We start from the raw sequence: 24,401 nt of genomic DNA, 5'->3' as shown, positions 1-24,401 counted from the left end.
CGCGATGCGTTTCCTTCCCGTCAACCTGACGACGCTGCTGGTCGAGCTTGCCGGCCTCGACGAAACATTGGCGCTGTTCGCCTCGCTCACGGCCTCGCCGCTCGACGGCATCGAGGAAATGGTGCCCGCCGCCCGCACGCTGATGATCCGCTTCCAGCCGGATAGGATATCGGCGAAAGCGATCGCCGCCGAGGTCGCCGCACGCGATCTCTCCGCCCTTCCCCCTTCCGTCGAAACGATCGTGGAAATCCCGGTCGACTATCATGGCGAGGATCTGGCCGAGGTGGCGGAGCTGACCGGCCTCAGCGTCGCCGAGGTCATCCGCCGCCATACGGAGAGCGAATTCACCGTCGCCTTTTGCGGTTTCGCGCCGGGCTTCGGCTATCTGGTCGGCGGCGATCCCGCGCTTCACGTTCCGCGCCGCAAGAGCCCACGCACCCGCATTCCCGCCGGCGCGGTCGCGCTCGCCGGCGCCTTCAGCGGTGTCTATCCGCAGGAGAGCCCTGGCGGCTGGCAGCTGATCGGCGTCACGCCGGTCAAGATGTGGGACCTGAGCCGCGACCCGCCGGCCCTGTTCCAGCCGGGCTATCGCGTCCGCTTTACCGATCTTGCGAAAGACGGCAAGACGGCCGCCGCCCCGCCAAAGACCGCACGGACTGACGCGAGCGCGCAAGCACCGACGGGTCCCTCGTCGGCCTTCCATGTCCTTGCTTCCCCAATCCCGGCAGTGTTTCAGGATCTCGGCCGTTTCGGCCAGACGGGCCAGGGCGTCTCCGCCTCCGGGGCATTGGATCAGGCCGCCTTGAAGACGGCAAACCGCATCGTCGGCAATCCGCCCGGCCTGCCCTGCCTGGAAATCACCCTTGGCGGCTTCTCCTTCGAGGCAACGAGCCGCGCGGTGATCGCGCTGACGGGAGCACCCTGCCCGATCACGGTCAGGGATGCCTCCGGCCGCATTCTTGACATGGCCTCCTACCGGCCGCTGGCGCTGGCGCTGGAACCGGGCGACGTCGTCACGCTCGGCAACCCCGCCATGGGCATGCGCAGCTACCTCGCCGTACGCGGCGGCTTCGACGTCAAGCCGGTGCTCGGCAGCGCCTCCACCGACATGCTCGCCGTCGTCGGCCCCGCGCCGGTGACATCGGGCGCGACACTCGCCATCCACGAAAGCGCAACAGGGCTAACGAGCGTCTCGCTGACGGAAAGCCCGGCCTTCGATTTGCCGGCGGCCGGCGATGTCGTCACGCTCGATGTGGTGCTCGGACCCCGCGCCGACTGGTTTACCGAAACAGGCCTTGCGACGCTGACCGGCCAGCTCTGGCAGGTGACGCCGCAATCGAGCCGTGTCGGCATCCGGCTTGCCGGCGACCAGCCGATCGAGCGGATCGACAGCGTCGAGCTGCCGAGCGAAGGCACGGCGACCGGCGCCATCCAGGTACCCCATAGCGGCCAGCCGGTATTGTTCCTGGCGGACCATCCGCTGACCGGCGGTTATCCGGTGATCGGTGCTGTCGCCGAATACCACCTCGACCTCGCCGGGCAGATCCCCATCGGCGCGAAAATCCGTTTCCGGCCGATCGCGCCCTTTGCCGAAATCAAGCCCGCTACGGCTGAAGAGAAGAAACCATGAGGAAGCACCGCATGAAGAAAGTCCTGATTGCCAATCGCGGCGAGATCGCGGTCCGCATCCTGCGCGCCTGCCGGGACTACGGCCTGCAATCGGTGGCGGTTTACGCCGATCCGGATATGAACGCGCCCTTCGTCAAGCTGGCCGACGAGGCCTACAGCCTCCCCGGCGCCACGCCGGCGGAAACCTACCTCGCTATCGACAGGTTGATCGACATCGCCCGCCGCTCCGGTGCCGATGCCGTGCATCCGGGCTATGGCTTCCTGTCGGAGCGCGCCGAATTCGCCAATGCGGTCATCAATGCCGGCCTCATCTGGATCGGCCCCGATCCGGATGTAATCGAAACGCTGGGCGACAAGGTCTCGGCGCGGCGGATCGCGCAGAGCGTCGGCGCGCCGCTGGTCGCCGGCAGCGACGGCCCGGTGGAGACGGCGGCGGAGGTCGTGGCCTTTGCCGAGAAACATGGCCTGCCGGTTGCCATCAAGGCCGCCCATGGCGGCGGTGGGCGCGGCCTGAAGGTCGCCTGGAAGATCGGTGAGATTGCCGAGCTCTATGAATCGGCCGTGCGCGAGGCGAAAGCCGCCTTCGGGCGCGGCGAATGTTTCCTCGAGCGTTTCCTCGACCGGCCGCGCCATATCGAGGCGCAGGTGCTCGCCGACAAGCACGGCAATGTGCTGGTGCTCGGCACCCGCGACTGCTCGCTGCAACGCCGCAACCAGAAGCTCATCGAGGAGGCGCCGGCGCCGTTCCTCAGCGAGGCGCAGCGCCAGTCGATCCATGATGCGGCCAGGAAGATCTGTGCGGCTGCCGGCTATAGCGGCGCCGGCACGGTCGAATTTCTGCTCGGCGTCGACGGCACCATCTCCTTCTTAGAGGTCAATACCCGGCTGCAGGTCGAACATCCCGTCACCGAGGAGACCACCGGCATCGATCTGGTGATCGAGCAGTTCCGCGTCGCCGAAGGCCTGCCGCTGGCCATCACCGAGACGCCGGCGCCGCGTGGCCATTCGATCGAGTTCCGCATCAATGCCGAGGACCCCGGCCGGGGCTTCCTGCCGACACCGGGTACGATCACCGCCTTCGACGCGCCGTCAGGCCCCGGCATCCGCCTCGACAGCGGCGTCGTTGCCGGCTCGACGGTTCCCGGCACTTTCGACTCGCTGATGGCGAAGCTGATCGTCACCGGCGCTAACCGGGAGGAAGCGCTGAGACGTGCCCGCCGCGCGCTGAAGGAATTCCGCATCGACGGCATTGCGACCGTTCTGCCCTTCCACCGCGCCGCCATCGAGACCGCCGACTTCATCGGCGAGGACGGCTTCAAGGTTCACACCCGCTGGATCGAGACCGATTTCGCCGCCATGCCGGAAGCCGCCGCCCGCCCCGAACCGGCGGCCGATACATCGCTTCTGCGCATCCATGTCGAGATCGACGGCAAAAGGCACGAGCTTGCCCTGCCGGCCGCGCTGCTCGCCGGCCTCGGCTCCTCGCTCGATAGCCCGATCACGACGGCATCTTCCGGGAAAATCGAGGCCGATCCCGCCGTCGTGGCTGCACCGATTGCCGGGACGTTGCAGGCGTGGAAGATCGCCGATGGCGACAAGGTGGAAGCCGGAGACCTCATAGCCGTCATGGAGGCCATGAAGATGGAAACCCAGGTGAGCGCTCCGCGCGCCGGCGTCTTCCGCATCGCCGCCGAGCAGGGCAGCTACCTTCAGGCCGGCGCGGCGCTTGGGCGTTTCGAAGAATAGAGGCGGAACATCATTCCGCCCCCTGGCCTCAATCTTCCGGCAAAGTGAAGACCGCGCAGGGATCGGCAATGCCGCGCAGCTGGTGTTCACCCAGCGGCATCAAGACGGTCGTCGCCTCGGCGGCGACAGCCCCCGAGATCAGCACATTGCGGCCAAGCGGCTTGCAAAGTCCCTCAAGCCGGCTGACCAGATTGACCGCCGGGCCGATGGCGGTGAAATCCAGCCGGTCGGCGGCCCCGATATTGCCCCACAGGATCTCGCCGAAATGCAACGCCGCGCCGAAGGGCAACGGCGGCAGACCCTGCGCCTGTCGTGACGCATCGAGATGCGCCATGCCGGCGCGGATGGCGGCGATTGCGCGCAGCGCCGCTTCGCAGGCCTCGCCAGGCGTGGATGTGACCGGAAAAATCACCAATACGCCGTCGCCGATATATTTCAGCACCTCGCCGCCGAAGGCGTGCACGGCGCCGGTGACGCGGTCGAACCAGTCATCGAGGGCCGCGATCATGATCCTGGGCTCGGTCACTTCCGACAGGGCAGTGAAATCACGCAGATCGGCGCATAGGAGGACGGCCCGGATCATCTCTCCGGACTCTCGCCCGAGCGCGCCGGCCTGCACCCGCGCGGCACTGCGTCTGCCGAGATAGGCTTCAAGCAGCGCTGCCTGTGCGCCGCGTGCGGCAAGGGCGGCCAAGGGAGCGGCCGCGAAACGCGCCACCTCGCGCAACCGTTCGACCTCGGCGGGGGCAAATGGCCGCGACCCGGCCCATCCCAGCAACGGCGCGTCCCGGCCGGAGCCGCCCATATCCTCCGACACCGGGCCGAGCTTTGCCAGCCAATCGCGCCCGGCATCACCAAGCGGAGCACCGGCAAAGCCCAGCGCCTCGATGACGGCGCCGCTCTCCGCCCGCCACAGCCAGGTGCGTCTGGCAATGATCGGATGCGGCACGGCGAGCGTCAACGCGCCGCCGGTGAGCGGCACGCCATCGGCCAACAGCCGGCCGCCGAGCTCGGACAGGAACCATTCGGGATGCGGCGAGGCGCCGGCCTCGTCAACCAGCCATGCAAGGGAAGCGGGCAGATCCATGCCCAATCATGCCATGGCGATCACACGCTGTCATCCGGGCCACGGCCGCGGGACGCCGTGGGAAGCAAGGGGCCCTCAGGTCCGGCCCTCCCACGGATCGGGACTGAGCGTGCCGCCGGCGGCGACAACGGCCAGACGGCCGAGATAATGGGCCCAACCCTCCGCATGACCAGCGCATTGCTCCACGGTGGGAAGACCGGAATGGGTGAGCCGCAGTAATGTCCCATCCGGCTGCTCGATGAGATCGATCTCCACCAGGCTCGATCCCGGCGGCACCACCTCGCTGCCGTCCCAGCCGAAACTATAGGCAAGGCGATGCACCGGCACGACCTCGCGGAACGAACCGCGCGCAAAACGCGCCCCGGTGACGTTGACGAGATAAAGCCCTCCGGGCTGAGGATCGATATCCGCCTCCGTCCCCATCCAGCGAAGGATCTTCTCGGGATCGGTCAGAAGAGCAAAGACCGCAGCGGGCGGCGCCGCGATATGCGTTTCACGGCGGACGACGAGGGAATCTTGCATGGGGTCTCTCCAATGATCGCCAGAGCTGTGGGGCAGAGCACGGTAGATGGATGCGAGCCCATCATACCGCCAAACCGCGCCATGCGACACCCCGCAACCACGCATAGTGCCAAATCGCCTTCGCCAGGAAAATAATGCGGACCCTCTCGCCAGCTTTAATATTCATGCTGTACACTTCACTATACTATGAATACCGATAGATCTTCATGGGGGCGCACGGATGCAGACGAATGCCGAATTGCCGACCACGACAGAGCAGGCGCCGCCGGCCGCGCGCATGAAAATCCTTTATATTCAACCGGGAACCAGCTCTTTTGCCGGGATAGAACGGGTGGTCGACACCATATGTTCGGCCCTGTCCGACAAATATGCGGCCGATTTCGACATCGATGTTCTATACACGTCTTTGCATAAGAACCGCCCAACCGGACAGCAAAGTTACAACACGATCGACAGAATTGCCGGAAACAGACGACAGCTGATGCTTGCATTGCGGAGCGTGATCGGCAGCAAAGACTATAGTCTGGTCGTGGTTCCACAGATTGAGCCGACGGTCATCTGCATGGTGGCGAGCCTCGGGCTGCGGCGAAATTTCGCCATGCACCTGCATGGCAATCCCCGTCTGGAATCGAGCCATCTGAAGGCAAAAATCCTGTTCTTCCTGATGAGGATCTATTTCATCAAGCGCCTCTCCTACGTCTTCGGCACATCGCCCAGGCAGCTCGAAGCCTTCAAGGCGATCTTCAAGAGCAAGACCCCGCAATACTGGCTGCCCAATCCCGTCAGACGGTTCGATGGGTCGAAGGCGGGAGCTTCCGGGCAGGAGAACACCGTCACATTCGTCAATGTCGGCCGGTTCTCATTCCAGAAGGGACAGGATATTCTTCTGCAAGCCTTCCGCGACCTCTACATGGTCCGCAAGAACGCCCGGCTGAAGATCGTCGGTTACGGCGCCGGCGAAAAGGAGCTGCGCGACCAGATCCGGCAGCTCGGGCTCGAGGCGGTGGTCAGCATCGAGCACCACCCGGACAATCCGCAGCCGGCGCTGTCGACCAGCGACGTCTACGTGTCCACCTCCCGCTGGGAGGGATGGTCGCTGGCCATATGCGAAGCCTTGAGGTTCGGCCTGCCGGTCATATCGACCGATTGCGAATTCGGCCCGAGCGATATTCTCGTCGACAAGCGGCTCGGCCTGCTCGTTCCTGTCAGCGGCGGCGATGCATTGGTCAAAGCCATGGTCTATTATTGCGACAATCTGCAAAGCGAGCAGTCGCACGCCGAATTCCGGCAGAATTTCATCGATACCTATGACACGGAGCGGGTGGTGGACGTGCATGCCGCCGCGCTGCGAGCCGCGGCAGGAAGGCCGGCATCCTTGACCGCATGAGCCATGCCGGGGCGAAAAGGGCCTGGCGCCATCCGGAATTGCGCGAAGATATCACGCATAAACCCGCATATAGTCGACGCGCATATGGGTCAGGCGATCCTGCGGCTTGAGCGGGTTGGGAAAGGGAACGTCCGAGCGCAGGGCCAGGGTCAGGAGCGGCCAGAAGACATCGCCGCCCGCATCCATTTCCGCCGCGCGTCCGAGGGTCCAATCGACAGGCTGTTGGCGTTTCGGATCGAGGATCTGCTTGCGTTCGAAATAGAACCGGCAACGGGCGCCCTCGACCAGCAGGCCATAACGGTAATAGCCCTTGGTGATGTCGACGCCGGTGGGGACGCCGACCCCCTCGTGATGCTCGCCCGGCTTGCCCCATTCGTGCAGATAGGCGCCGTAGAGATCGTGTTCCCAACCCTTCTGCTCGACGACGTCGAGTTCGATGCTCGTCTTGGGAAACAGGATGCTGCGACCATTCATCAGCCAGAAAGCGGGGAAGCTCAGGGGATGGGCCGGAAACTGCATCCGTGCCTCGAAATACCCCTGCCTCCAGCCCTTGAGGATCGTACCGTCCGACCTGGCCGTCTGGATATTGCCGGAGATCCATTGGTATTCCGGCAGGTCGTTGCCATAGTAATTCGGCACATGCATCGGACGGCCGATATATTGTGCCGAGATTTGCAGCGCCTTTCCATTGTCCGTCGACGCGTCGTCCACGATCGCATAGGGATTGAACCCTTCTTCGCCGTCGATCCGGCTGAAGGCGGACCGTCCGTAAAAACCGCTGTCGAACGTCGTCGCCTTGGCGCCCGCATGCCAGATCGCCGGGTCGAGCCTTGCAAAAGCTTCGTCGAAGACGAGTTTACGACCTTCGGTCGGGTCGCGCGGTTCTTCGGCGGCGGGCCGGCCATTCGTCAACAACAAACCGCCGGCCGCGGTCAGCGACGCGGCTCCGATCAGCAGGTTGCGGCGGGATGTCACGGTTCTCATTGCCAGTTCTCCGTTGCCGGTCGCTCGCTTGAACATCATCTTTCGGGGTGTCGCGTTATGCGGCGGCGGGTGCGGCCCGCGACGTCGGCGCAAGGGCGCTGTCGTAGACATCCATGGTCTCGCGCGCGACCCGATCGATCGTCAGCCGTTCGATCCGCACCTGGCTTCGATCCTTCCACTCCTCCATGCGAGCGGGATCGGCCAGCAGGCCGCAGAGAGCGGCGGCCAATGGCTGGGGGTCGCGCGGCGGCACCAGAATGCCGGCCGCGCCATATTCCAGGAGCTGCGGAATCCCGTCGACCTCGGTTCCGACGACGGCACAACGCGCCTCGCGCGCTTCCGAAAGCACCAGAGGTGCCGGATCGGCATGAGAGGGAAGAACGAAAATGTCGGCGCCCGCCATCCATGGATACGGGTCGTCCTTTGCGCCGTGGAATGTAACGGCTTCGGCGCAATCCAGCTGGCCGACCATCTCCCGGTAGGCCGCATGGAACGGTCCTTCACCGACGATATGAAGCCGGACGGCGGGATGTTTGCCATGCACAAGCCGAAAGGCCTCGAAGAGATCGGGCAGGCCCTTGCGGGGGTGCAGACCCCCGACGAAGAGGATGCTCGGCGATCCCAGGGCAACCGGCAACCGGCTGCGGTTTTCGAAGCGGGTCGAGCCGATCGTGCCGTTCAGGACGACACGAAGCTTCGCGGCCGGCACGCCGCGCTTGCGCATCGAGGCGCTGACCGCCTCGCTGACGGCAATCACCTTGGTTCCCAGCCCCATCAGGATGGCGCTCCTCTCGAACTCATTGTGCACCGTGGTGACGAGAGGGATGCCGGCGGTCTTGCAGATCGGCCAGGCCAGAACCGCGCTCGTCATCATATGGGCATGGACGATGTCCACCTGGCGGGCGCGAATATGCTTGCGCAGCGCCAGGCTGGATTTGAGCAGGATGAGCGGCTTTCTCTGGTGATCGATCACCACGGTCGCGACATTGTTCCTGTGCAGCAACTGATCGAAGTCGCCGCCGCCGCTTGCCACACAGACATCATGTCCAAGCCGGGCCTGGGCACAGGCCAGATCGACCGCCGCATGGACATGGCCGTTCAGCCTATTCGTATGATTGAGAATATGCAGAATTCGCATGAAACAAATCCAATACCGCTGTCAACACATGGAAGTCCGCCAGGGAGGGGCGGACAGGCACATCATCTCCAACTCCCCCGGTTTAACGGGGCATTACCTAAAGCGCATCGCGATCTCCAGATTCGCGCCTCGCGCTTAAGTCTTTGATTTTGTGCATGTCGTGGTCGCAAAACCGCATACACTCCTGCACGACATGCTTTAGCTTGCCTGCGTCTCGCGCAGCGCCGCCTCGGCCTCGACCGTGGAAGCGCGCGCCGTCGGTTGATAATTGAAGCCGCCCTGACGCCCGAGGGATTCAAGTCCGAAGGCTCGAAGCCTGCCGATCGCTTCCGCCGCGCGCTGGGCCGCGCCTTGGCTGTAGATCGGATAGGCATTCTCGAGAATGCAGCTTCCCTCCAGCCGGAGATCGCCCCGAAACAATCCGTTGGCATGGACGTGATCCCTGAAATCGCGTTCGGCGCGCGGGATCGAGCCGCCGATGTGATTGCCGATGACTTCCGCCGTGAAATATTCGCGGCCATCCGCCTGGCCATAGAAATCCGAATACATGGTCAGCCGTTTCCAGGCGCCCTCATGGGAAAAATTATAGATGATCGATTGGCGAAAGCCGCGATCGCCGGCAAAGCTGAAGTAAAGGCCGATGAGCGTGATCGTATCGAGTTTCTGTCCGGATTCGATGCCGCATAATTGCTCGGCCCGATGAATGGGAATGGTCGAAATAATGCGGCCGGACGCAACGATCCTTTCCTTGAGCTGCAGATGAAACTGGTCCTGGACCTTGTGGATCGTCCGCATTTCCGCGGCGAGGTGAAATTCGGCGCCAGCCTTTTCCAGCCGCTCGGCCGCCGCCCGATAGAGAAATCGAAATCCCTCCCGCGGACGGGCCATTTGCCGATTGCGCCGACCTTGCTGCGTCGGCTTCAGCACGCGCGAAAGCAAATTTCGCAACGACGCATGCTCGCTGATCCAGAGCATCCGCTTGCGGGCGAGATCGATGTCTATTCCGTCCGTCGCGATCCCATAGAAACGCTTCATATAGGACTGGAGGCCGGAGCGGTGGAGCAGGTAGGCGCCGATCCAATAGCGCGCGAAATCCCGCGCATTGCGCATGTCCCGCTGGAACAGACGGGCATAAAGGACGGATGCGAAGATGCGGACGATCTCCACCAAGCCTGTGCCGAAAATGTCGTCGCGGACCGATATCGGGTAAGTGGTGATCATGCCTTGCGGGTTCAGTCGCGCCCATTGCGGATCGATCGGCACATAAAGCGGCAGCAATTCGGGAAAATGGTCGAGCAGCGGGGAATCGTCCTGAAAGATCAGGCTGCCGATGTCGAATGTATATCCGCCTGAGGTCCAGTCGATATGATTGCCGCCGATGTGATCATAGTCGTCGACAATCAGAACCCGCCGGCAGCCCTGTCGAACAAGCAGCGACGCGGAAACCAAGCCGGAAATACCAGCTCCAAGGACGATGGCGTCGAACCATTCGGCCTCGGTGACGGCTTCGCTGACGATCTGATGGCCTGCGTCATTCATGATGTCATCCCGACCTCAACGCTACCAAGAACGAAATTTATACCTTCGCCATTTAAAAGATAAATCCAGCCATATACAACCTAATATTTTCAAATTTCGAGCAAAACGCGTCAAAATAAGAATAAAATGGAACATAAATTAAAGTTATATGTTTTTAATCACAAATGTGACTTGATATATTCTTGGCGATGTTGTTAGTCTAAGCTCCAGATTGAGCGCGCCATCCCGCGATGCTCGGTTAGATACTGGAAAATAATCTCGTGTGAAAATCTAGACTGAAACAGTGAATCCCGAGGGGGTGTTCAGTGCCTCGGCGCAGTTTTGACGATTTCGACCAGCATATCGACGATATAGAACTGATTTCCACCGACGTGTTCGACACATTGTTGTTGCGCCGCGGCAAGTCGCAGCGATCCCGGATCGTGGCGGCCGAGGCGCAATTTGCGCGTCTGCTGCGAGAGCGGGGGCTGACGATCGGTCAGAGCGAGCTCGTGAAAGCACGCCTGCTTGCCCAGAGCTTCGGCTATCGTGCGCTCAATGCGGCAGATGGCGGTGGCGAGGTGCGCCTGAGGGATATCATTGGCCGCCAACTGGGCATGCTCGGCCTGCCCGCGGAGCTGATAGATGATCGTCTCGCCATCGAGCTTGCCATCGAAAAAAAGGCGCTGTGCGCCAATGTGGCGCTTGCCGCGCTGCTGAGGCGGCACAAGCAGGCCGGCATCAGGATCGTCGCGGTGAGCGACACCGGGCTTTCGGCTGACCAGCTCGCCGAATTGATCGACCATTTCCATGGTCCGGGGCTCATCGACAAGATCTATTCGAGCGCGGATGCGCAGGCGAGCAAGCGCCATGGACACTTGTTTTCCCGCGTGCTTGAAAGCGAGGCCGTTTCCCCACGGCAGGTTCTGCATATCGGCGACGACGAGAGAGCCGATCTGAAAGTGCCGGACGCGATGGGAATTCGGACGATCCATCTGCCGAAAGGCCGCCTCGACCGTTTCCTCTTGCGCGCCGATGGCGCCAGGACCGAGGGACTGCGGCAGATCCGCCAGCGTCTGGCGCGCCGCAACCGCCATGTTCCCGCGCTCAACGACAGGATCTCCTTCGGCCGGGAAGTTTTCGGCCCGATCGTCGCGGAGTTCTGCCTGTTCATCTGGCTCTACGCCGAACAGGCCAAGCTTGGCAAAGACACGGCACTACTGTTCTGCGCCAGAGGCGGGATCGGCATCAGGGAAGCATTCGAACGTGTCCTGCAGACGCTCGATCTGCCGTTCGACCTCAAGCGCGACAATCTCCTGATCTCACGGCTGGTCGCCGCCCGGTCGGCGATCATGACCAGGAGCCCGGCGGTGCTGGATGAACTCGGCCGCGAATTCCGCGGCCGCAGCTTCGCCGATGTCGCTTCCGCTCTGGGCGGGCGGAGCTACGAGCTGCCCGCCTCATGGCGGCAGCCTTTCGATCCCGCGCTGTTTTTCCCGCTGCTCGACACGAACGCCGGCAGCGACGTGCTCGATGATATTCGTCGGCAGAACGATCTCTTCACGCGCCACCTCGACCAGATTTCCGGTGGGGCAAGCCGCATCGTTCTTTGCGATACCGGCCTTTACGGCAGTACCCAGCGGCTGCTCGCCGCCGGCTTTCCGGATCGCCGGTTCGAAACCATTCAATTCGCGCGCTGCAACTACAAGGGCCTGAGCGAGGATCATTTCCCCAAGGTCGCCGGTCTTGTCGTCGAGCAGAATCTCTACAGCCCCTTCAAGGTCGAAACCGTGATCCTGCGCTATTGGCAGGTCATCGAAAGCCTATTCGAGCCGGCATTGCCGTCGGTGCGCCAGTTCAGCGAGACGCCGGACGGCGCCGTCATCGCCAATTCCGGTGAGATCGGCTACGGCAGGCTCGACCCATCCGCGGGAAATCCGTTACTGGGCGGCGCCCTGCAATATATCGGCAGGATCGCGAGCGGCGCCGAAGTGTTGCGAGACGTCGATCATGCCTGGTTTCGTCTCAAGCGCGCCATCACCAATCCGAGCCAGAGCGATGTAGCAGCGCTCGGCGTCGGCGCCCGCTCGGTCGATTTCGGCCGGACCGAGATGGTGCATGTGCTGCATCATCCGCAGGATATGCATCTGACCGAAAAGCTGATGTCGATGAAATCGCAGCTTTGGCGAGAAGGCGCGATCGCGCGCGACTTTCCCCGGTTCAAGCCACCATTGCTCGCCGCGCTGGAAATGGCGCACATCCTGCGGCGGGTCTCGGCCGGATTGCATCGTTGACATGAAGGGCGCCACGGCCGCGCCGGCATCCCGGAAGCATGACTAGACACTGTTTGATTGATATGGCGATAGGCGAGGTCTCGAGTTCGGAATGCTTGCGTTCAAAGCCTTTAAGGGAGCCGGCTGGCTCGTCGTGTCCCGCTGTGTCGGCCGTATCATCGACTTCTGCACACTCCTGTTTCTCGCACGCATTCTGACGCCCGCCGATTTCGGCCTGGCGGCGCTCGCCATGTCGCTCGTCGTCGTGGTCGATACCGTGCTTGAAGTGCCCGTCACACAGGCGCTGGTGCGGTTGAACGTGATCGACAAGAGCCATCTCGACACCGGCTTTACGCTCAGCGTCGCAAGGAGCGGATTGATCGCGATCATCGTGCTGATCGCCGCCTGGCCCTTTTCGATGTTCAATCACAATCCGCAGCTGATCCCGCTGATCGGCGCCCTGGCGATCGGCCCGGTCGTCAAGGGGTTCTACAGTCCGGCAATGGTACATTTCGCGCGCAATCTCGGCTTTCAGCAGACCTTCCTCATGGAATTCTGCGGAAAGCTCTGCGCCTTCGTCGTCGCCATCATCACGGTGTTTTCGGGGGGCGCCTACTGGGCCATCGTCGCCAATTTCGTCACCAACTCGATCGCGGCGGTTGCGACCTCCTATGTGCTGGCGCCCTATCGGCCGGCGTTCTCCTTGAAACGCCTGTCCGATTTCGCCGGTTTCATCGGCTGGTTCAGTTCCGCCCAGCTCATATCGGCGCTGAACTGGCAATTCGATCGCTTTCTCATCGGCGCCGCCACCGACAGCACGACGCTCGGCCGCTATGCCGTCGCAAGCGACATGGCCGCCGTGCCCACGCAGAGCCTGATCGGACCGGCGCTGCAGCCGGTCATGGCCGCCTTCTCGCTGATCAACTCGGACCCGGAGCGGATGCGGCAAGCCTTTCTTAAGGCGGCGCGTTTCGCCATGCTGATCGCCGTGCCGGCCTGCGTTGGCATATCGCTGACATCGGATCTGGTGACCGGCCTGCTGCTGGGCGAAAAATGGAAGGATGCCGCACCCTTGCTGAGCCTGCTGTCACTGGCGGTCATTCCCGTGCCCTATTTCCAGACGCTTTATTCCGCCAGCATGGCGCTGGACCGTCCGCATATGATCTTCAGGCTCAACGCCACCGATCTGTGCTTCCGGGTCGCCCTGATCTCGATCGGTTTCTATGCCTTTTCGACCGAAGGGGCGGGGTTCGGAAGAATTATCCTCTCGATCATCATGTTCGCTTTCTATCTCGGCGCCGTCCGCCACATGCTGGGGCTTGGATTTGCCGCGCAGCTCGCAAACATATGGAAGATCGTCCTTGCCGCCGCCGTGATGGTTGTGTGGGTGCTGCTGCTGCGGGACGCGTTGGCCGGCCGGGCCTGGAACCACGTCCTGGAGCTCGCCGTCGTGGTCTCGACGGGAGCGGCGGCCTATGTCGGAACATTGCTGATCCTGGGCATGCGGTTGATCGCCGGCGGTGGGCGGCTCGAACTGGCCGATCGCCGCCGTTAACCGCTCTTGACCGTCAAAGAAGCGCCTGCAGCAATCCCAGGGTCGACGAGCGCTTGCCGGTGTTCAGCCGATAGGCAAGTCCGCGGCGCGCCTGCCGATTGGGCAGCACCATGGTCAGCAGGGAAAAGGCCGTGATGGTCAGCTTGGCCTTCGCGGGGTAGTTTTCGCGCCAGAGCCGCCGGAGCAGAAGCAAAAAATGCCGGAGCGACGGACGCCGCCCCTCGGCGATTGCCAGATAGAAGCTGCGCTCCAGATAGAAATATGTCTCTTCGGGCCGCACCAGTTCCTCGGCCCGATCGTAGTGCCGCAGAATGTCTCGCAAATGGTCCATGCGGAGGATGAAGCGGTTCAGTTCCTGGCGCAGCGATGCCGGATCGACGGGGCGTCCGAGCCCGGAAATATTGCGGCCATGGACCCGATAGCGCCCGAGTTCCTCCGACAGGCTGACGACGTCGCCGAGGAACGGCGCGGCAAACAGGATCACCCCATCGACGGCGCGGTCATACGCCATGTCACGGAGATATTCGCAGAGATCGCGCCTGAAGACATTTCCCGAAGTCGGCGGGCTGGTATAGACGCCCGTGCGCAAGACGCGGTCGGCGAGCATTTGTCGGTCGCGAAACTTTTCCAGCGCGATCGCCGTACCCGTGACGCGCCCGTGCTGATCGATGCGCGTCAGCGAAAATTGCAGCTTGGCGACATCCTCGTCCAGCTCTCTCAGGATCGTTGCAAGCGAGCCGGGGGCCAATTCGTCGTCCGCATCGAGAAACAGGATGAACGGCGCCCGGGTCTGCTCCAGGCCGTAGAGGCCCGCCGCCCGCTGCCCGCCGTTTTCGATGCGATAGGCGGTAACGCCCTCGCCCTGGATGAGCTCCCAGGACGCGTCCGTCGAACCGTCGTCGATGACGACCAGCTCGCAATCGTCGCAGCCCTGCGAAACGACGCTGCGGATTGCCCGGGTCACATAGGCCTCATAGTTCCAGCAGGTGATGACGATGGCGAGTTTGGGCGTTTTCATTCTTTCAATTGACCTTTCGGCATTGCCATCAGGGTTTTCGTTGATGCTTGTCATACCCTTGCCCGGTTGATCACCGTGCCGATCACATTGGCGCCGGAGCGCCGCAATTGCTGCAGCGTATCGTTCACCTGCTCGATCGTCGTCTGGCCGGCGCTCGCGACGATCACCACCGCGTCGGCATGGCTCGCCAGCGCCAAGGCATCCGTCGAGCCGCTGACCGCCGGCAGGCCGAGAAGCACATCGCCCCTGGCGCGTGCCGCCTCGACGATCCGCGCCGCCCGCCGGTCGCGGAAATCGACATAGAGATTGGTCAAGGCATTGGCGGAATGGATCGGCAGCATGGCAATGCCGTCGCCATCGCCGCGCCCATTGCCGAAGACCACCTGTTCCGGTCGCATATCGGCGACCAGCGCATCGGCAAGCGACGGCGTCGCCAAGATATCGGGGCCTTTCTCACCGCGATCGGCATCGCTCGGTTCGGCATTGAAAAGCGTCACATGCCGGCCGCTGCGGCTGGCAAATTGCGCCAGGCTCAGGCACAGCGTCGAGACCCCGTTATCAGCCTCCCAGCCGGCGACGGCGACCACCATGCCGCGTTCGTTGCGGATCGACGCGCAGGCGATTTCGATCGAGGTTCTCAGATCGCGCACGGCCACGGCGTAGAGATTGCCGGGCTGATTGACGACGATGGTGGCGCTGCGGCTGAAAGAGCCCCGCCTTGCAAAGCCGGAGCGGCTGTCGAGGTCCGGCAGGACGCCGAGGCATGCTATTCCGGTATCGCGCGCCAGTTCCTTGGCGCCATGTACCCTGCGGTTCAGCGCGAGATTGAGCGCAATGGCGGAGCAGCCGGCAAGCAGGCCGAGCACGCCGCCGAGAGCCGTGATCAGGGTTGGCCGCGGCGCGGAGGGACCAAGCGGCGGCAGCGCCGCACCGATGATCCGGGCATCGGCGTCCGGCGTCGGGATGGCCGGAAGCTTGCCGTTCTTCATGGCCTCGGTCGCGGCGTCGACCTGGGCGGCCAAAGCATCGAGACGCCATTGCAGCACCTCGGTCCCGGCCTGCGCCATCTCCGACTTGAACCCGACCGCCTGCAGAATATAGCCGGAAACGGCCGCGTTCGCGACCCGTGCGGCAAGCGCGGGATCGGTGGATTCGTAGCTGATCTCGATCACATAGGACTGACCGACACGACGCGCATCGATGCGTCTCGCGAAATTCTGGAAGGCGGCCTGCCGCGCGTCGGCGGCGGGCGCTGCGGTATCCCCCGTAGCACCTTGCACGCTGGAGCGGGCGGTCTTGCCGGTCTCCAGCCCATTCCGGTCTCCCGCTCCTCCATTCAGGATCTGCTTCACATCCCCCACGGCGAGATCCAGCATGCGGGGCGGCTGCGGCCCGAGCTCCGGGCTGTGCTCCAGATCCAGGCTGTCGAAAACCGCCGTTAGCAGGCGCTCGGACCGGATGATCTGCAGCTCGCTGTCGGCCCGGTTGAGATCGAGGCTTTGCCCATCCTGACCCGACGCCAGTCCCGAACGGCGCGGTTCGAGCAGCAGGCTGGCCGTGGCCGTATAGATGCGCGGCAGGGAATGGGCATAGAAAGCCGCCAGGCCGATGCCTATCGCCATGCACAGGATGAGCTTCACGCGATGCTGCAGGGCAAGCATGCTCATGGATCGCAAGAGGGCGACCGGTCCTTCGCTGGAATTGTCCGGGGGCGGCGGTTCGTCGAGCCGCCAGAGCCGGGACGAGCGCTCCAGGAGCGACGGGCTGTTTTGTGTCATCGCGTCGTCACCTCCGGCTTGATCCGTCCCGTGTTGCTGCGCGACCCGAGTTGCGCCGCCCGCTCGGGTTCAAGGCGGCCGCGCAAGAGATCGGCGATGGCGAGCAGATTGCCCCTGGCTCGCCCCCGCCTGTCGACGAAGGGCTCTGGCCAGAGGGCTCGCGAAAAGTTCATTGCCATGTTGCAGAAGATGTGACTGGCGACCTTCGTGCCCGGCATCGTGCCTTTGCGCAGCATGTAGATCGGGTTTATGACCTGCGAATAGCCGAAACGGTCGCCGCTGACGCGGCCGTTCTTGACGCCCATGTGCACACCATAGGCTTCGGCATATTTGACGAAGCGCCCGCCGCTCTTGGCAAGAGCCGCCGCGAAGTCGCGATCCTCCAGCCAGCCATAGAGAACCAGCCGCTCGTCAAATCGTGTCTGTCCGATGGACCCGGCCCGGAACGCCATATTGCAGCCATAGGGGCTATACGGCTCCACCCAATCCCAGTCGCTCGGCCCGACTTTGGCCATCATGCGCAGGGCTTCCGCGAAGCTGATGCCAGGCCCGTTGACGCCGTCGGCCAGAACACGGCCGGTGAAGCCGACGATGCGGCTGTCGTCGCGGAAGGTTCTGGCGGCGACGGCGAGCCAATCCTTGTCGGCGATGAAATCGTCATCGAAGAAGGCAACGACCTCGGTCGCTTCGGGCAGCATCGAAAAAGCCGTGTTGCGCTGCCTGGTAAGGCCGGACGGACCGGTCACCACCGTCACCCGCGGATGTTCGACCAGATCGCCGGCATCCGCAACATCGATGCAGGACACGATAACCGATATCGGTTGCAGCGTCTGCGTGGCAAGCAGATGGCGCACCGTCGCGCTGACGATATCCGGACGGCCGCGCGTGGCGACGACGACCGCCACGCGCGAAGCGGCTGGCGCAATCGGCTTGCTATGGACCGCATGCCGTGCCGCCGGCCGCTCCAGCAGCTCCATGTAGCCCGCTGCCGTCTGCGACCAGGTGAATTGGCGGACCTGATCGCGGCCTCTTCCGATCAGATCATCACGAAGCGCCGGCGTTTCCTTGAGGGCGCGGATGTGCCGGACCCAGGCCGCGGGATCGGAGGGGGATGCCAGCAGAGCGGCATCGCCGCAGACTTCCGGCATGCTGGCGCAATGCGAGGCCACGACCGGGCAACCCCGCGCCATGGCTTCGACGATCGGCAGACCGAAGCCTTCCATGAGCGAGGGAAAGACGAGGCAAAGCGCCTTTTCCAGCAAATAGGCAAGATCATGGTCCGACACGCGCCCGATCACATGGATGTTCGGTCTCTTCTCGAGAGTGCCGGGAGCGAAAATCTCGGCGCTGCCGCCGGCGATCACGATGTCCACGCCCAGTTCATCGAGCGCCGACGCCGCGTCGACAAGCAGCGTCAGGTTCTTGTGGCGCGCCTTGGAACCCAGCGCCAGAATGAAACGGCGATCGTTGCCAGCGAAACTATCGGCAACGAAGCGCTTGGCGGCCCGGGCGAGCGTCGGGTCCCAACTCAGCGCATGCTCATGGCCGTTCGGAAGCACGGCGATCTCCTCGAGACGGACCGGCAGATATCGCGCGATCTGGCGGGCGGCCGCATGCGAAACCGTGGCGATGCGCGCGGAACGGCGCGCAAGGAGCGGCTGCAATGTCCTGTAGGCCATGCGAAAGGCGCCGCTGTAGCTGTCGGGGGCCGTAAAGATGTTGGCGTCGTGGATACAGACGATTTGATCGCTCCTGCAAGCCGGTGCGGTATTGCAGAGATTGAGAATCCGCCCCTGCCATTGAAGCGGCAGGGCGATCTGCTCCCAGGCATGCCCGCGCAAACCGCCCGTCCGCATCAGGGGGATCTGGCCCAATCCCGGATCCGGCGCAGCCGAAGGCGCGATGATCACGGCCCGTTTATCCGCGGCGAGCGCGCGGTCGAGGGCACGCACGACGTTCGACGCATAGCGTTGCACCCCCGTCGGGCTCTGTGTCAGGAAGCGGCCGTTGACCGCGAAGAGAGCGGAATTACTCATATGGTCATCACTCCTATGGGATGGCCGGTCCTTACGACCTGCTCGCGGCGCTCCGGTCTCGCCGAGGCAAGGGCTGCCAGCATGCAAAAGAATAGGCCCTGATCGATGACCGGGCTGACCAGCATGTCGCCGATCAAAAGCCCGAGGCAACCGTTGCGCGCCGCAAGACGGGCATCGGCCGTGACGCTGCCCGGTATGCCGCGCTTCCTGACGAAAGCCGAGAATGCGAAGGCCAGGTAGCAAATGGTTCCGGGAATGCCGACATTGGCGAGGAGGGCGAGCAGGAAGCTGGAGGTACGCGCCGTGCCGAGGCCGACGCCCACGCCCGAACTGTCGAAGATGTTCTGGAAGGCGGCGACATTCCAGGAATGACGCTCGATGCCGGAATTGGAGGTGGATTTGCCGAGCGCAATAATATCCACGTAGTTATAGACCAATTTCGACAGGTCCGGATCGATCGCCACCAGAAGGCCGACGGCAAGCGACAGCAGCGGCACGAAGACGATCGCCAGACTGGCGAAGCTGCGGGCGCCCTTGCGCGCGCTGACCTGCAGGGCGGTCGCGTAGAGGATCAGCGTGATGACCGGCGCGCCGACCAGGCCCGTCGACGACGTCGACATCACCACCAGCACCAGCGAGGTGGCGGCAATCGAGCCGGTCAGCAGCGGACGGTAACCGCAGATCCACAGCGTTCCGGTCAGCCCCAGCACGCCCAGCGTCGACCGGGCGAAGGAGGAGGCCTCGGTGAAGGAACCGACGATGCGCTTGACGCCGGCGATTTGATCATCGGTATGCAGCGTGTATTGCGCATTGCGCATGAAGGCGAGAAGGCCCTGCGAACCGGTCGCAAAGGTTGTGATATCGAGCATCGCGAAAACGGTATTGGCGACGCTATAGGCGAGCAGTCCCGCCAGCACCGCCTGAAAACCACGGAAGCTGGATGCAACCGCGACCGTCATCGTGAAGCAGATGAGATTGCCGATCATATAGACGCTCTGCGTCAGGTTGCTCGATACGGGCACCAGCGGCACAGTGGAGCGGGTGTCGCCAAAAGCGGTTGTGCCGAGCGGCACGATCTGCGTCTCGCCCGACAGAAGGCGGGGCGAGAAATAGGCGCTCATCACACCGTAGGCAACCAGCAGCGCAAACCAGAATCCGGGTTCGCCGAGGCGCAAGGCCTGTACGAAATCGCGCGCGGTTCGCTCCCGCGTGATGACCCCAAGCACCAGGAATGCCAGAAGAACATGGCCCGGCTGAATATTCGCCGAACCGAGGAACAGCGCCGCCGCCGACCCCAGCACCGCCATGACGGCAAGGGCGACGACCGTCGCCCCATTGCCGAGCAACAGGCAGAACAGCCCGATGACGATGGCGGCGATACCGATCGGCTCTATGCTCATGGCAGGGCCTCATCGGTATGCGACGGCGCGTCGGCTCCACGGCTGGAGCCGACGGCGCATGGGGCTGCAGCATTCTTCCGGAGCCGCGGCATGGAGGTCTACTCTGCCAGAACGAGAAGGGAGTAGCCGCCCAGTACCCGCACGGCGAGGTCCGGATTCAAGGAAAAGAAGAGCTTGCGCGGCAGCCGCATCAGCGTGCTGGACAATGCCTGGTTGGGAAGCTCCAGGCGGCTTGCCGTGTATTTGTAGTCGATGATGGAATAGCCGCAGTCCTTCAGGGTCGAAAGCGCGCTATCCTTGAAGAAATAATGCAGGTGACCGACATTCGCCCGCAGGTTCATGATCGGCCAGGCGCGCAGCAGCGACTGCACGGAGAGATCGAGCGGGATGTGGAAGATCTTGTAGCGGCCGCAGGCGCGCAGCCCCTTGATGAAGGAAATATAGTCTTCCACATGCTCTATGACGTCGGCAATCACGACGACGTCATGCTTTGCGTCCTCTTCTTCAAGGACGTTGCTCAGATGGAAGGAGACATTGCTCTTCTCCTTCATCTTGGCCCGCTGATAGGCATGCGGCGAAATCTCATATCCGGAGAACCGTACCTTCGGAAAGGCACGCGACAGATTGAGAAGGATCTCACCCGTACCGCAGCCGACCTCGCACAGGCTGTCGAACCGCAGCCCGTTCTTTCGGATGATCTCCTCGATCTGACGCGCCTTCCAGGGAGAATCCTCCTCGTGCCAGGTCGGGTTCAGTTCGGCATAATGATCGGAAACGTAAATATCCTGCAAGCTGACCGTTCCTTGCCAAGAGTTCAGTTGTAATGGGCCACCCGAAGGCATGCGTCATCGCGAGCGGCCGTCAGGCTCTCTCGCTCGTCAAAAATCGCATCCGCGTTCAATAACGACCCGGCTATGCCCGTTTCGGGGCGAAGAATGGCTGACAGTTCAATAGCTGCCCCGCGAGGACAGAACCGCTGGAATGGTCCTGACCATGATCATCACATCGCCCCAGAAACTGCGCTCGGCCACGTAGCGCGCGTCGAGCTCGACACGCGTGCCATAGCTGGTATCGCTGCGCCCGCTGACTTGCCAAAGGCCGGTCAGGCCGGGACGCACTTTCATGTAATCCGCGAAATAGACGCCATAGAGCTCCGCTTCGCTCGAGACGATCGGGCGCGGACCGACAAGGCTCATTTCGCCCCGCAGCACATTCAGGAGCTGGGGGATCTCGTCGACGCTGTTCTTGCGCAGAAGCCTTCCGAACGGCGTGATGCGCGGATCGTCCTTGAGCTTTCTCGTGGCGTTCCACTCGGCCCTCAGCTCCGGATTGGCCTTGAGATGCCGTGCAAGCACCTCTTCACCATTGGTGACCATGGTCCTGAATTTCAGGCAGGGAAACAAAACCCCATGCTTGCCGATGCGCCGATGCGCAACAAAGATCGGCCGACCCTGCGTCAATAAGAGAATTGCCATCACCATCAGGATCATCGGCGACAGAATGATGAGGGCGCCCCCCGCCAGAATGATGTCGACACAACGCTTGATGGAATCGGAGGAGGCATGAGAGGCGGTCGCTCTTGAAGCTGTCAGATCGGTAGATATGCCAGGCCGTCGTCGCGTCCGCAGGTTGTCCAATGCCCCGAATTCACGTCTCAGATCAATCTCTCTCATCTGCTTGCTCCATACTGGAAAGAAATAAAGAAATATCGCCTGATATGTTCAGACATCGCCGCATCTGAATGTAGAGTTACGTTAACAAACAATAAATAATTTGACAATGTCTTTATTGCGTCGCAGTATACATGTATGAATTGCGAACAACCGGGGATATACCGCATTTTAAATTTGAATTATTAAGCTTACATTTGGCACTTTATCATTTATATATTTTAAAATAGTAATATTCGGCTGGAACTTAATTTCGTATCATTGATCTGTACTTTTATAATGGGACTTGCGGGGAGCGTAACAATGGCGAGCGTAGCTGGGCGGCCTACGGCCCCCTTGGTTTTGAGCCAGGAAGAACGGGACTATCTGGAGCAGCAGATTGGGCAAGACCAGCAGGCATCGCGATCCATGCGCGAGCGATGCGGGATCATCCTCCGCTGCGCCGACGGCGTCGCCAACAAGGCGGTGGCTGCGGAAATGAATGTTCACGAAAACACGGTCGGCAAGTGGCGGCGGCGCTTCCTCAAGCACCGTGTCGAAGGTCTCTTCGACGAAGATCGCCCGGGCCGACCGCGCACGATCGACGATGCCCAGATCGTCGCCGTCATCGAACGCACGCTACAGTCGACACCCGAGGACGGGCTGCATTGGTCGATCCGCTCGATGGCCGCGACCACGGGCTTTTCGCATACGACGATCCGGCGCATATGGGCGGCGTTCGGACTGCAGCCGCATCGTTCGCAAGCGTTTGAACTATCAAGCGATCCGCAGTTTTCCGACAGGGTCTGCGATATCGTCGGCCTCTATCTTTCACCGCCCAACCGTGCGCTGGCGCTCAGCGTCGATGAGAGCCGGACACGCGCGGTTCTCGACCGCGAGCGGCCGCTGCCCGCGGCGCTGCCGGAAGCGCCGGTGCGGCGAATGCAGGCGCGGCAGAGCACGGCGTCATTGTTGGCAAGCCTCGACCTTGTCGCCGGCTTCGTCGCCGGGAAATCCTACAGGAAGCAGGGAACCAAGGAATTTCTCGAATTCCTGAAGCAGATCGACGCCACCCTCGCCCCCGGCCTCGATGTCCATATCATCATGGATAACTACGCGACCCATAAGGTCGCGGCGATCCGATCCTGGCTGGCGCGCCGGCCGCGCTACCACCTTCACTTCACGCCCACGTCGGCCTCCTGGTTCCACCAGGTCGAGACCTGGCTTGCCGAATTGACCCGCAGGCTGCCGCAGCACGACCTCGGCACGTCAGCCGGCCAGATCGAAGCCGATATCCAGGCCTTCATCGAGCGCCACAACAAACATCTCAAAGCCTTCAGGTGGGTCAAGGAGGCCGGAGAAGCTCGCTCTCCCGCCAAACGATTTCGGCAAGACGTAAAGCATATATCGTATCCCGATCTTTAGCACCACGCGAATACGAGAGAATTACAGCAATATTGTCGAACTATACGTTCGGATAGACTGTAACGATCTCATTTTTGTTTCTGGAGTACTCCATGCGCGTTGCAATCATACATTATTGGCTGGTTGGCATGCGCGGAGGAGAGAAGGTTTTGGAAGCCCTTTGCAGAATGTATCCGTGCGCGGATATTTTCACGCATGTCTATGACCCCTCGGCCATTTCCGACGTCATCAAAAGGCACCGGATTCATACGACTTTCATCGATCAGCTTCCCTATGCCCGGAAACTCTACAAAAAATATCTGCCCCTGATGCCCATGGCGCTGGAGCAGATGGATCTTCATGAATACGACCTCGTCATCAGCAGCGAATCCGGCCCTTCGAAGGGTATAATACCGAATTCTACCGCTTTACATGTTTGTTACTGTCATTCGCCGATGCGATACATCTGGAACATGTATAACAAATACTATGACAGTTCCGGCCTGATGACCCGGTTGATGATGCCGCCGCTCGCGCATTATTTGAGAACCTGGGACGTCGCAACCGCCAACCGCGTCGACGATTTCGCCGCAAACTCCGCAACCGTGGCGCAGCGCATCAAGAGCTACTACCGTCGGGATGCGGAAATCATTCACCCTCCGGTGGATACCACCGCCTTTCATCCCGTTCCGCCGTCGGAGATCGGCGACCACTATCTGATGGTGGGGGAACTGGTCAGCTACAAGCGGCCCGATCTTGCCGTGGAAGCCTTCAACCGGATGAAGACGAAGCTCATCGTCATCGGCGGCGGCGAGATGCTCGACCGCCTGCAGCGGATAGCCGGCCCGACGGTGACGATCATGGGACCGCAGCCCTTCGACGTCCTGAAGCGGGAATATGCGCGCTGCAAGGCGCTTGTCTTTCCCGGCGAGGAGGATTTCGGGATCGTACCGGTCGAAGCCATGGCGAGCGGGCGTCCGGTCATCGCATTCGGCCGCGGCGGCGCGACCGAAACGGTCGTGTCCGACAAGACCGGCGTCTTCTTCTCCACGCAGACGGTGGAGGCGATGATCGACGCGATCGAGTACTTCGACCGCATCGATTTCAATCCGGCCGATGCCGTGGCGCGCGCGGCGGAATTCAGGACGGACGTCTTCATCGAGAAATTCAAATCCTTCGTCAACAAATCCCTGATCGAACGCGCCAGCATCGGTCACGCGCGGCCCCCTCTTCGCGACGTGAACCTTGTGGGGGATCGCCGCCGATTGGATCGGTAG

General features: G+C 62.3%; 18 protein-coding genes. 7 read left to right on the top strand and 11 right to left on the bottom strand.

The window, feature by feature from the left end; all coding sequences use genetic code 11:
• Window positions 1-4: 4 nt before the first annotated feature.
• On the top strand, window positions 5-1,630 hold the full coding sequence (locus tag FHX11_RS16275) for a 5-oxoprolinase/urea amidolyase family protein (RefSeq protein ID WP_184358671.1): 1,626 nt from the start codon (window positions 5-7) through the stop codon (window positions 1,628-1,630).
• An 11-nt stretch (window positions 1,631-1,641) separates the two neighbouring features.
• Window positions 1,642-3,375 (top strand): biotin carboxylase N-terminal domain-containing protein, encoded by a 1,734-nt coding sequence (locus FHX11_RS16270; protein WP_184358670.1) that lies wholly within the window; start codon window positions 1,642-1,644, stop codon window positions 3,373-3,375.
• 28 nt (window positions 3,376-3,403) lie between these two features.
• Here FHX11_RS16270 and FHX11_RS16265 read toward each other — a convergent pair whose 3' ends face one another.
• Together FHX11_RS16265 and FHX11_RS16260 are read right to left on the bottom strand one after the other, a co-directional pair.
• Window positions 3,404-4,462, bottom strand: coding sequence for an adenylate/guanylate cyclase domain-containing protein (locus FHX11_RS16265; protein ID WP_184358669.1), 1,059 nt, complete (start codon window positions 4,460-4,462; stop codon window positions 3,404-3,406).
• 75 nt (window positions 4,463-4,537) lie between these two features.
• On the bottom strand, window positions 4,538-4,984 hold the full coding sequence (locus tag FHX11_RS16260; RefSeq protein WP_184358668.1) for an SRPBCC family protein: 447 nt from the start codon (window positions 4,982-4,984) through the stop codon (window positions 4,538-4,540).
• 220 nt (window positions 4,985-5,204) lie between these two features.
• Here FHX11_RS16260 and FHX11_RS16255 point away from each other — a divergent pair, with 220 nt between their 5' ends.
• Window positions 5,205-6,371: a glycosyltransferase gene (locus tag FHX11_RS16255; RefSeq protein ID WP_184358667.1), complete on the top strand. Its 1,167-nt coding sequence runs from the start codon at window positions 5,205-5,207 to the stop codon at window positions 6,369-6,371.
• Window positions 6,372-6,422: 51 nt separating this feature from the next.
• On the opposite strand, the gene FHX11_RS16250 is transcribed toward FHX11_RS16255, so the two are convergent.
• The 3 genes from FHX11_RS16250 to FHX11_RS16240 form a co-directional block, all read right to left on the bottom strand.
• The gene (locus FHX11_RS16250) at window positions 6,423-7,355 is read right to left on the bottom strand and encodes a 1,3-beta-glucanase (protein WP_184358666.1); all 933 of its coding nucleotides are present in this window, start codon (window positions 7,353-7,355) and stop codon (window positions 6,423-6,425) included.
• A gap of 55 nt (window positions 7,356-7,410) precedes the next feature.
• The gene (locus FHX11_RS16245) at window positions 7,411-8,493 is read right to left on the bottom strand and encodes a glycosyltransferase family 4 protein (protein WP_184358665.1); all 1,083 of its coding nucleotides are present in this window, start codon (window positions 8,491-8,493) and stop codon (window positions 7,411-7,413) included.
• Window positions 8,494-8,691: 198 nt separating this feature from the next.
• Entirely contained in the window at window positions 8,692-10,032 is a 1,341-nt protein-coding gene (locus FHX11_RS16240) for an NAD(P)-binding protein (RefSeq protein WP_184358664.1), read from the bottom strand.
• 305 nt (window positions 10,033-10,337) lie between these two features.
• On the opposite strand from FHX11_RS16240, the gene FHX11_RS16235 reads away from it, so the two are divergent.
• Together FHX11_RS16235 and FHX11_RS16230 are read left to right on the top strand one after the other, a co-directional pair.
• Complete coding sequence (locus FHX11_RS16235; RefSeq protein ID WP_184358663.1) at window positions 10,338-12,305, top strand: HAD hydrolase-like protein; 1,968 nt, start codon at window positions 10,338-10,340, stop codon at window positions 12,303-12,305.
• A gap of 91 nt (window positions 12,306-12,396) precedes the next feature.
• Window positions 12,397-13,839 (top strand): oligosaccharide flippase family protein, encoded by a 1,443-nt coding sequence (locus tag FHX11_RS16230; protein ID WP_184358662.1) that lies wholly within the window; start codon window positions 12,397-12,399, stop codon window positions 13,837-13,839.
• A gap of 13 nt (window positions 13,840-13,852) precedes the next feature.
• On the opposite strand, the gene FHX11_RS16225 is transcribed toward FHX11_RS16230, so the two are convergent.
• The 6 genes from FHX11_RS16225 to FHX11_RS16200 all read right to left on the bottom strand — a co-directional run bounded on the left by FHX11_RS16225 (window position 13,853) and on the right by FHX11_RS16200 (window position 21,744).
• Window positions 13,853-14,857: a glycosyltransferase family 2 protein gene (locus tag FHX11_RS16225; protein ID WP_184358661.1), complete on the bottom strand. Its 1,005-nt coding sequence runs from the start codon at window positions 14,855-14,857 to the stop codon at window positions 13,853-13,855.
• Window positions 14,858-14,907: 50 nt separating this feature from the next.
• Window positions 14,908-16,635, bottom strand: coding sequence for a Wzz/FepE/Etk N-terminal domain-containing protein (locus FHX11_RS16220; RefSeq protein WP_184358660.1), 1,728 nt, complete (start codon window positions 16,633-16,635; stop codon window positions 14,908-14,910).
• Window positions 16,632-18,671, bottom strand: coding sequence for a glycosyltransferase (locus FHX11_RS16215; protein ID WP_184358659.1), 2,040 nt, complete (start codon window positions 18,669-18,671; stop codon window positions 16,632-16,634). Before FHX11_RS16215 ends, FHX11_RS16220 begins: the two co-directional genes overlap by 4 nt.
• Window positions 18,668-20,071, bottom strand: a complete 1,404-nt coding sequence (locus tag FHX11_RS16210; protein ID WP_184358658.1) for a hypothetical protein — start codon at window positions 20,069-20,071, stop codon at window positions 18,668-18,670. Before FHX11_RS16210 ends, FHX11_RS16215 begins: the two co-directional genes overlap by 4 nt.
• 98 nt (window positions 20,072-20,169) lie before the next feature.
• Window positions 20,170-20,862 carry a class I SAM-dependent methyltransferase gene (locus FHX11_RS16205; protein ID WP_184358657.1) on the bottom strand — a complete coding sequence of 231 codons (693 nt, stop codon included), beginning with the start codon at window positions 20,860-20,862 and terminating at the stop codon, window positions 20,170-20,172.
• A gap of 156 nt (window positions 20,863-21,018) precedes the next feature.
• Window positions 21,019-21,744: a sugar transferase gene (locus tag FHX11_RS16200; protein ID WP_184358656.1), complete on the bottom strand. Its 726-nt coding sequence runs from the start codon at window positions 21,742-21,744 to the stop codon at window positions 21,019-21,021.
• A gap of 276 nt (window positions 21,745-22,020) precedes the next feature.
• Between FHX11_RS16200 and FHX11_RS16195 the strand changes: the two genes are divergently transcribed.
• Window positions 22,021-23,145, top strand: a complete 1,125-nt coding sequence (locus FHX11_RS16195) for an IS630 family transposase (protein ID WP_184358655.1) — start codon at window positions 22,021-22,023, stop codon at window positions 23,143-23,145.
• A gap of 92 nt (window positions 23,146-23,237) precedes the next feature.
• A complete protein-coding gene (locus FHX11_RS16190) occupies window positions 23,238-24,401 on the top strand; it encodes a glycosyltransferase (protein WP_184358654.1) in 1,164 nt (387 codons plus the stop codon).

Source organism: Rhizobium sp. BK602 (assembly GCF_014195095.1).
GTDB lineage: Bacteria > Pseudomonadota > Alphaproteobacteria > Rhizobiales > Rhizobiaceae > Rhizobium.
This window is presented reverse-complemented; position numbering and strand designations above follow the sequence as displayed.

Coding starts and splice junctions, on each gene's coding strand:
- FHX11_RS16275 (WP_184358671.1), top strand. CDS start 5: ATGCGTTTCCTTCCCGTCAACCTGACGACGCTGCTGGTCGAGCTTGCC.
- FHX11_RS16270 (WP_184358670.1), top strand. CDS start 1,642: ATGAAGAAAGTCCTGATTGCCAATCGCGGCGAGATCGCGGTCCGCATC.
- FHX11_RS16265 (WP_184358669.1), bottom strand. CDS start 4,462: ATGGATCTGCCCGCTTCCCTTGCATGGCTGGTTGACGAGGCCGGCGCC.
- FHX11_RS16260 (WP_184358668.1), bottom strand. CDS start 4,984: ATGCAAGATTCCCTCGTCGTCCGCCGTGAAACGCATATCGCGGCGCCG.
- FHX11_RS16255 (WP_184358667.1), top strand. CDS start 5,205: ATGCAGACGAATGCCGAATTGCCGACCACGACAGAGCAGGCGCCGCCG.
- FHX11_RS16250 (WP_184358666.1), bottom strand. CDS start 7,355: ATGAGAACCGTGACATCCCGCCGCAACCTGCTGATCGGAGCCGCGTCG.
- FHX11_RS16245 (WP_184358665.1), bottom strand. CDS start 8,493: ATGCGAATTCTGCATATTCTCAATCATACGAATAGGCTGAACGGCCAT.
- FHX11_RS16240 (WP_184358664.1), bottom strand. CDS start 10,032: ATGAATGACGCAGGCCATCAGATCGTCAGCGAAGCCGTCACCGAGGCC.
- FHX11_RS16230 (WP_184358662.1), top strand. CDS start 12,397: ATGCTTGCGTTCAAAGCCTTTAAGGGAGCCGGCTGGCTCGTCGTGTCC.
- FHX11_RS16225 (WP_184358661.1), bottom strand. CDS start 14,857: ATGAAAACGCCCAAACTCGCCATCGTCATCACCTGCTGGAACTATGAG.
- FHX11_RS16220 (WP_184358660.1), bottom strand. CDS start 16,635: ATGACACAAAACAGCCCGTCGCTCCTGGAGCGCTCGTCCCGGCTCTGG.
- FHX11_RS16215 (WP_184358659.1), bottom strand. CDS start 18,671: ATGAGTAATTCCGCTCTCTTCGCGGTCAACGGCCGCTTCCTGACACAG.
- FHX11_RS16210 (WP_184358658.1), bottom strand. CDS start 20,071: ATGAGCATAGAGCCGATCGGTATCGCCGCCATCGTCATCGGGCTGTTC.
- FHX11_RS16200 (WP_184358656.1), bottom strand. CDS start 21,744: ATGAGAGAGATTGATCTGAGACGTGAATTCGGGGCATTGGACAACCTG.
- FHX11_RS16195 (WP_184358655.1), top strand. CDS start 22,021: ATGGGACTTGCGGGGAGCGTAACAATGGCGAGCGTAGCTGGGCGGCCT.
- FHX11_RS16190 (WP_184358654.1), top strand. CDS start 23,238: ATGCGCGTTGCAATCATACATTATTGGCTGGTTGGCATGCGCGGAGGA.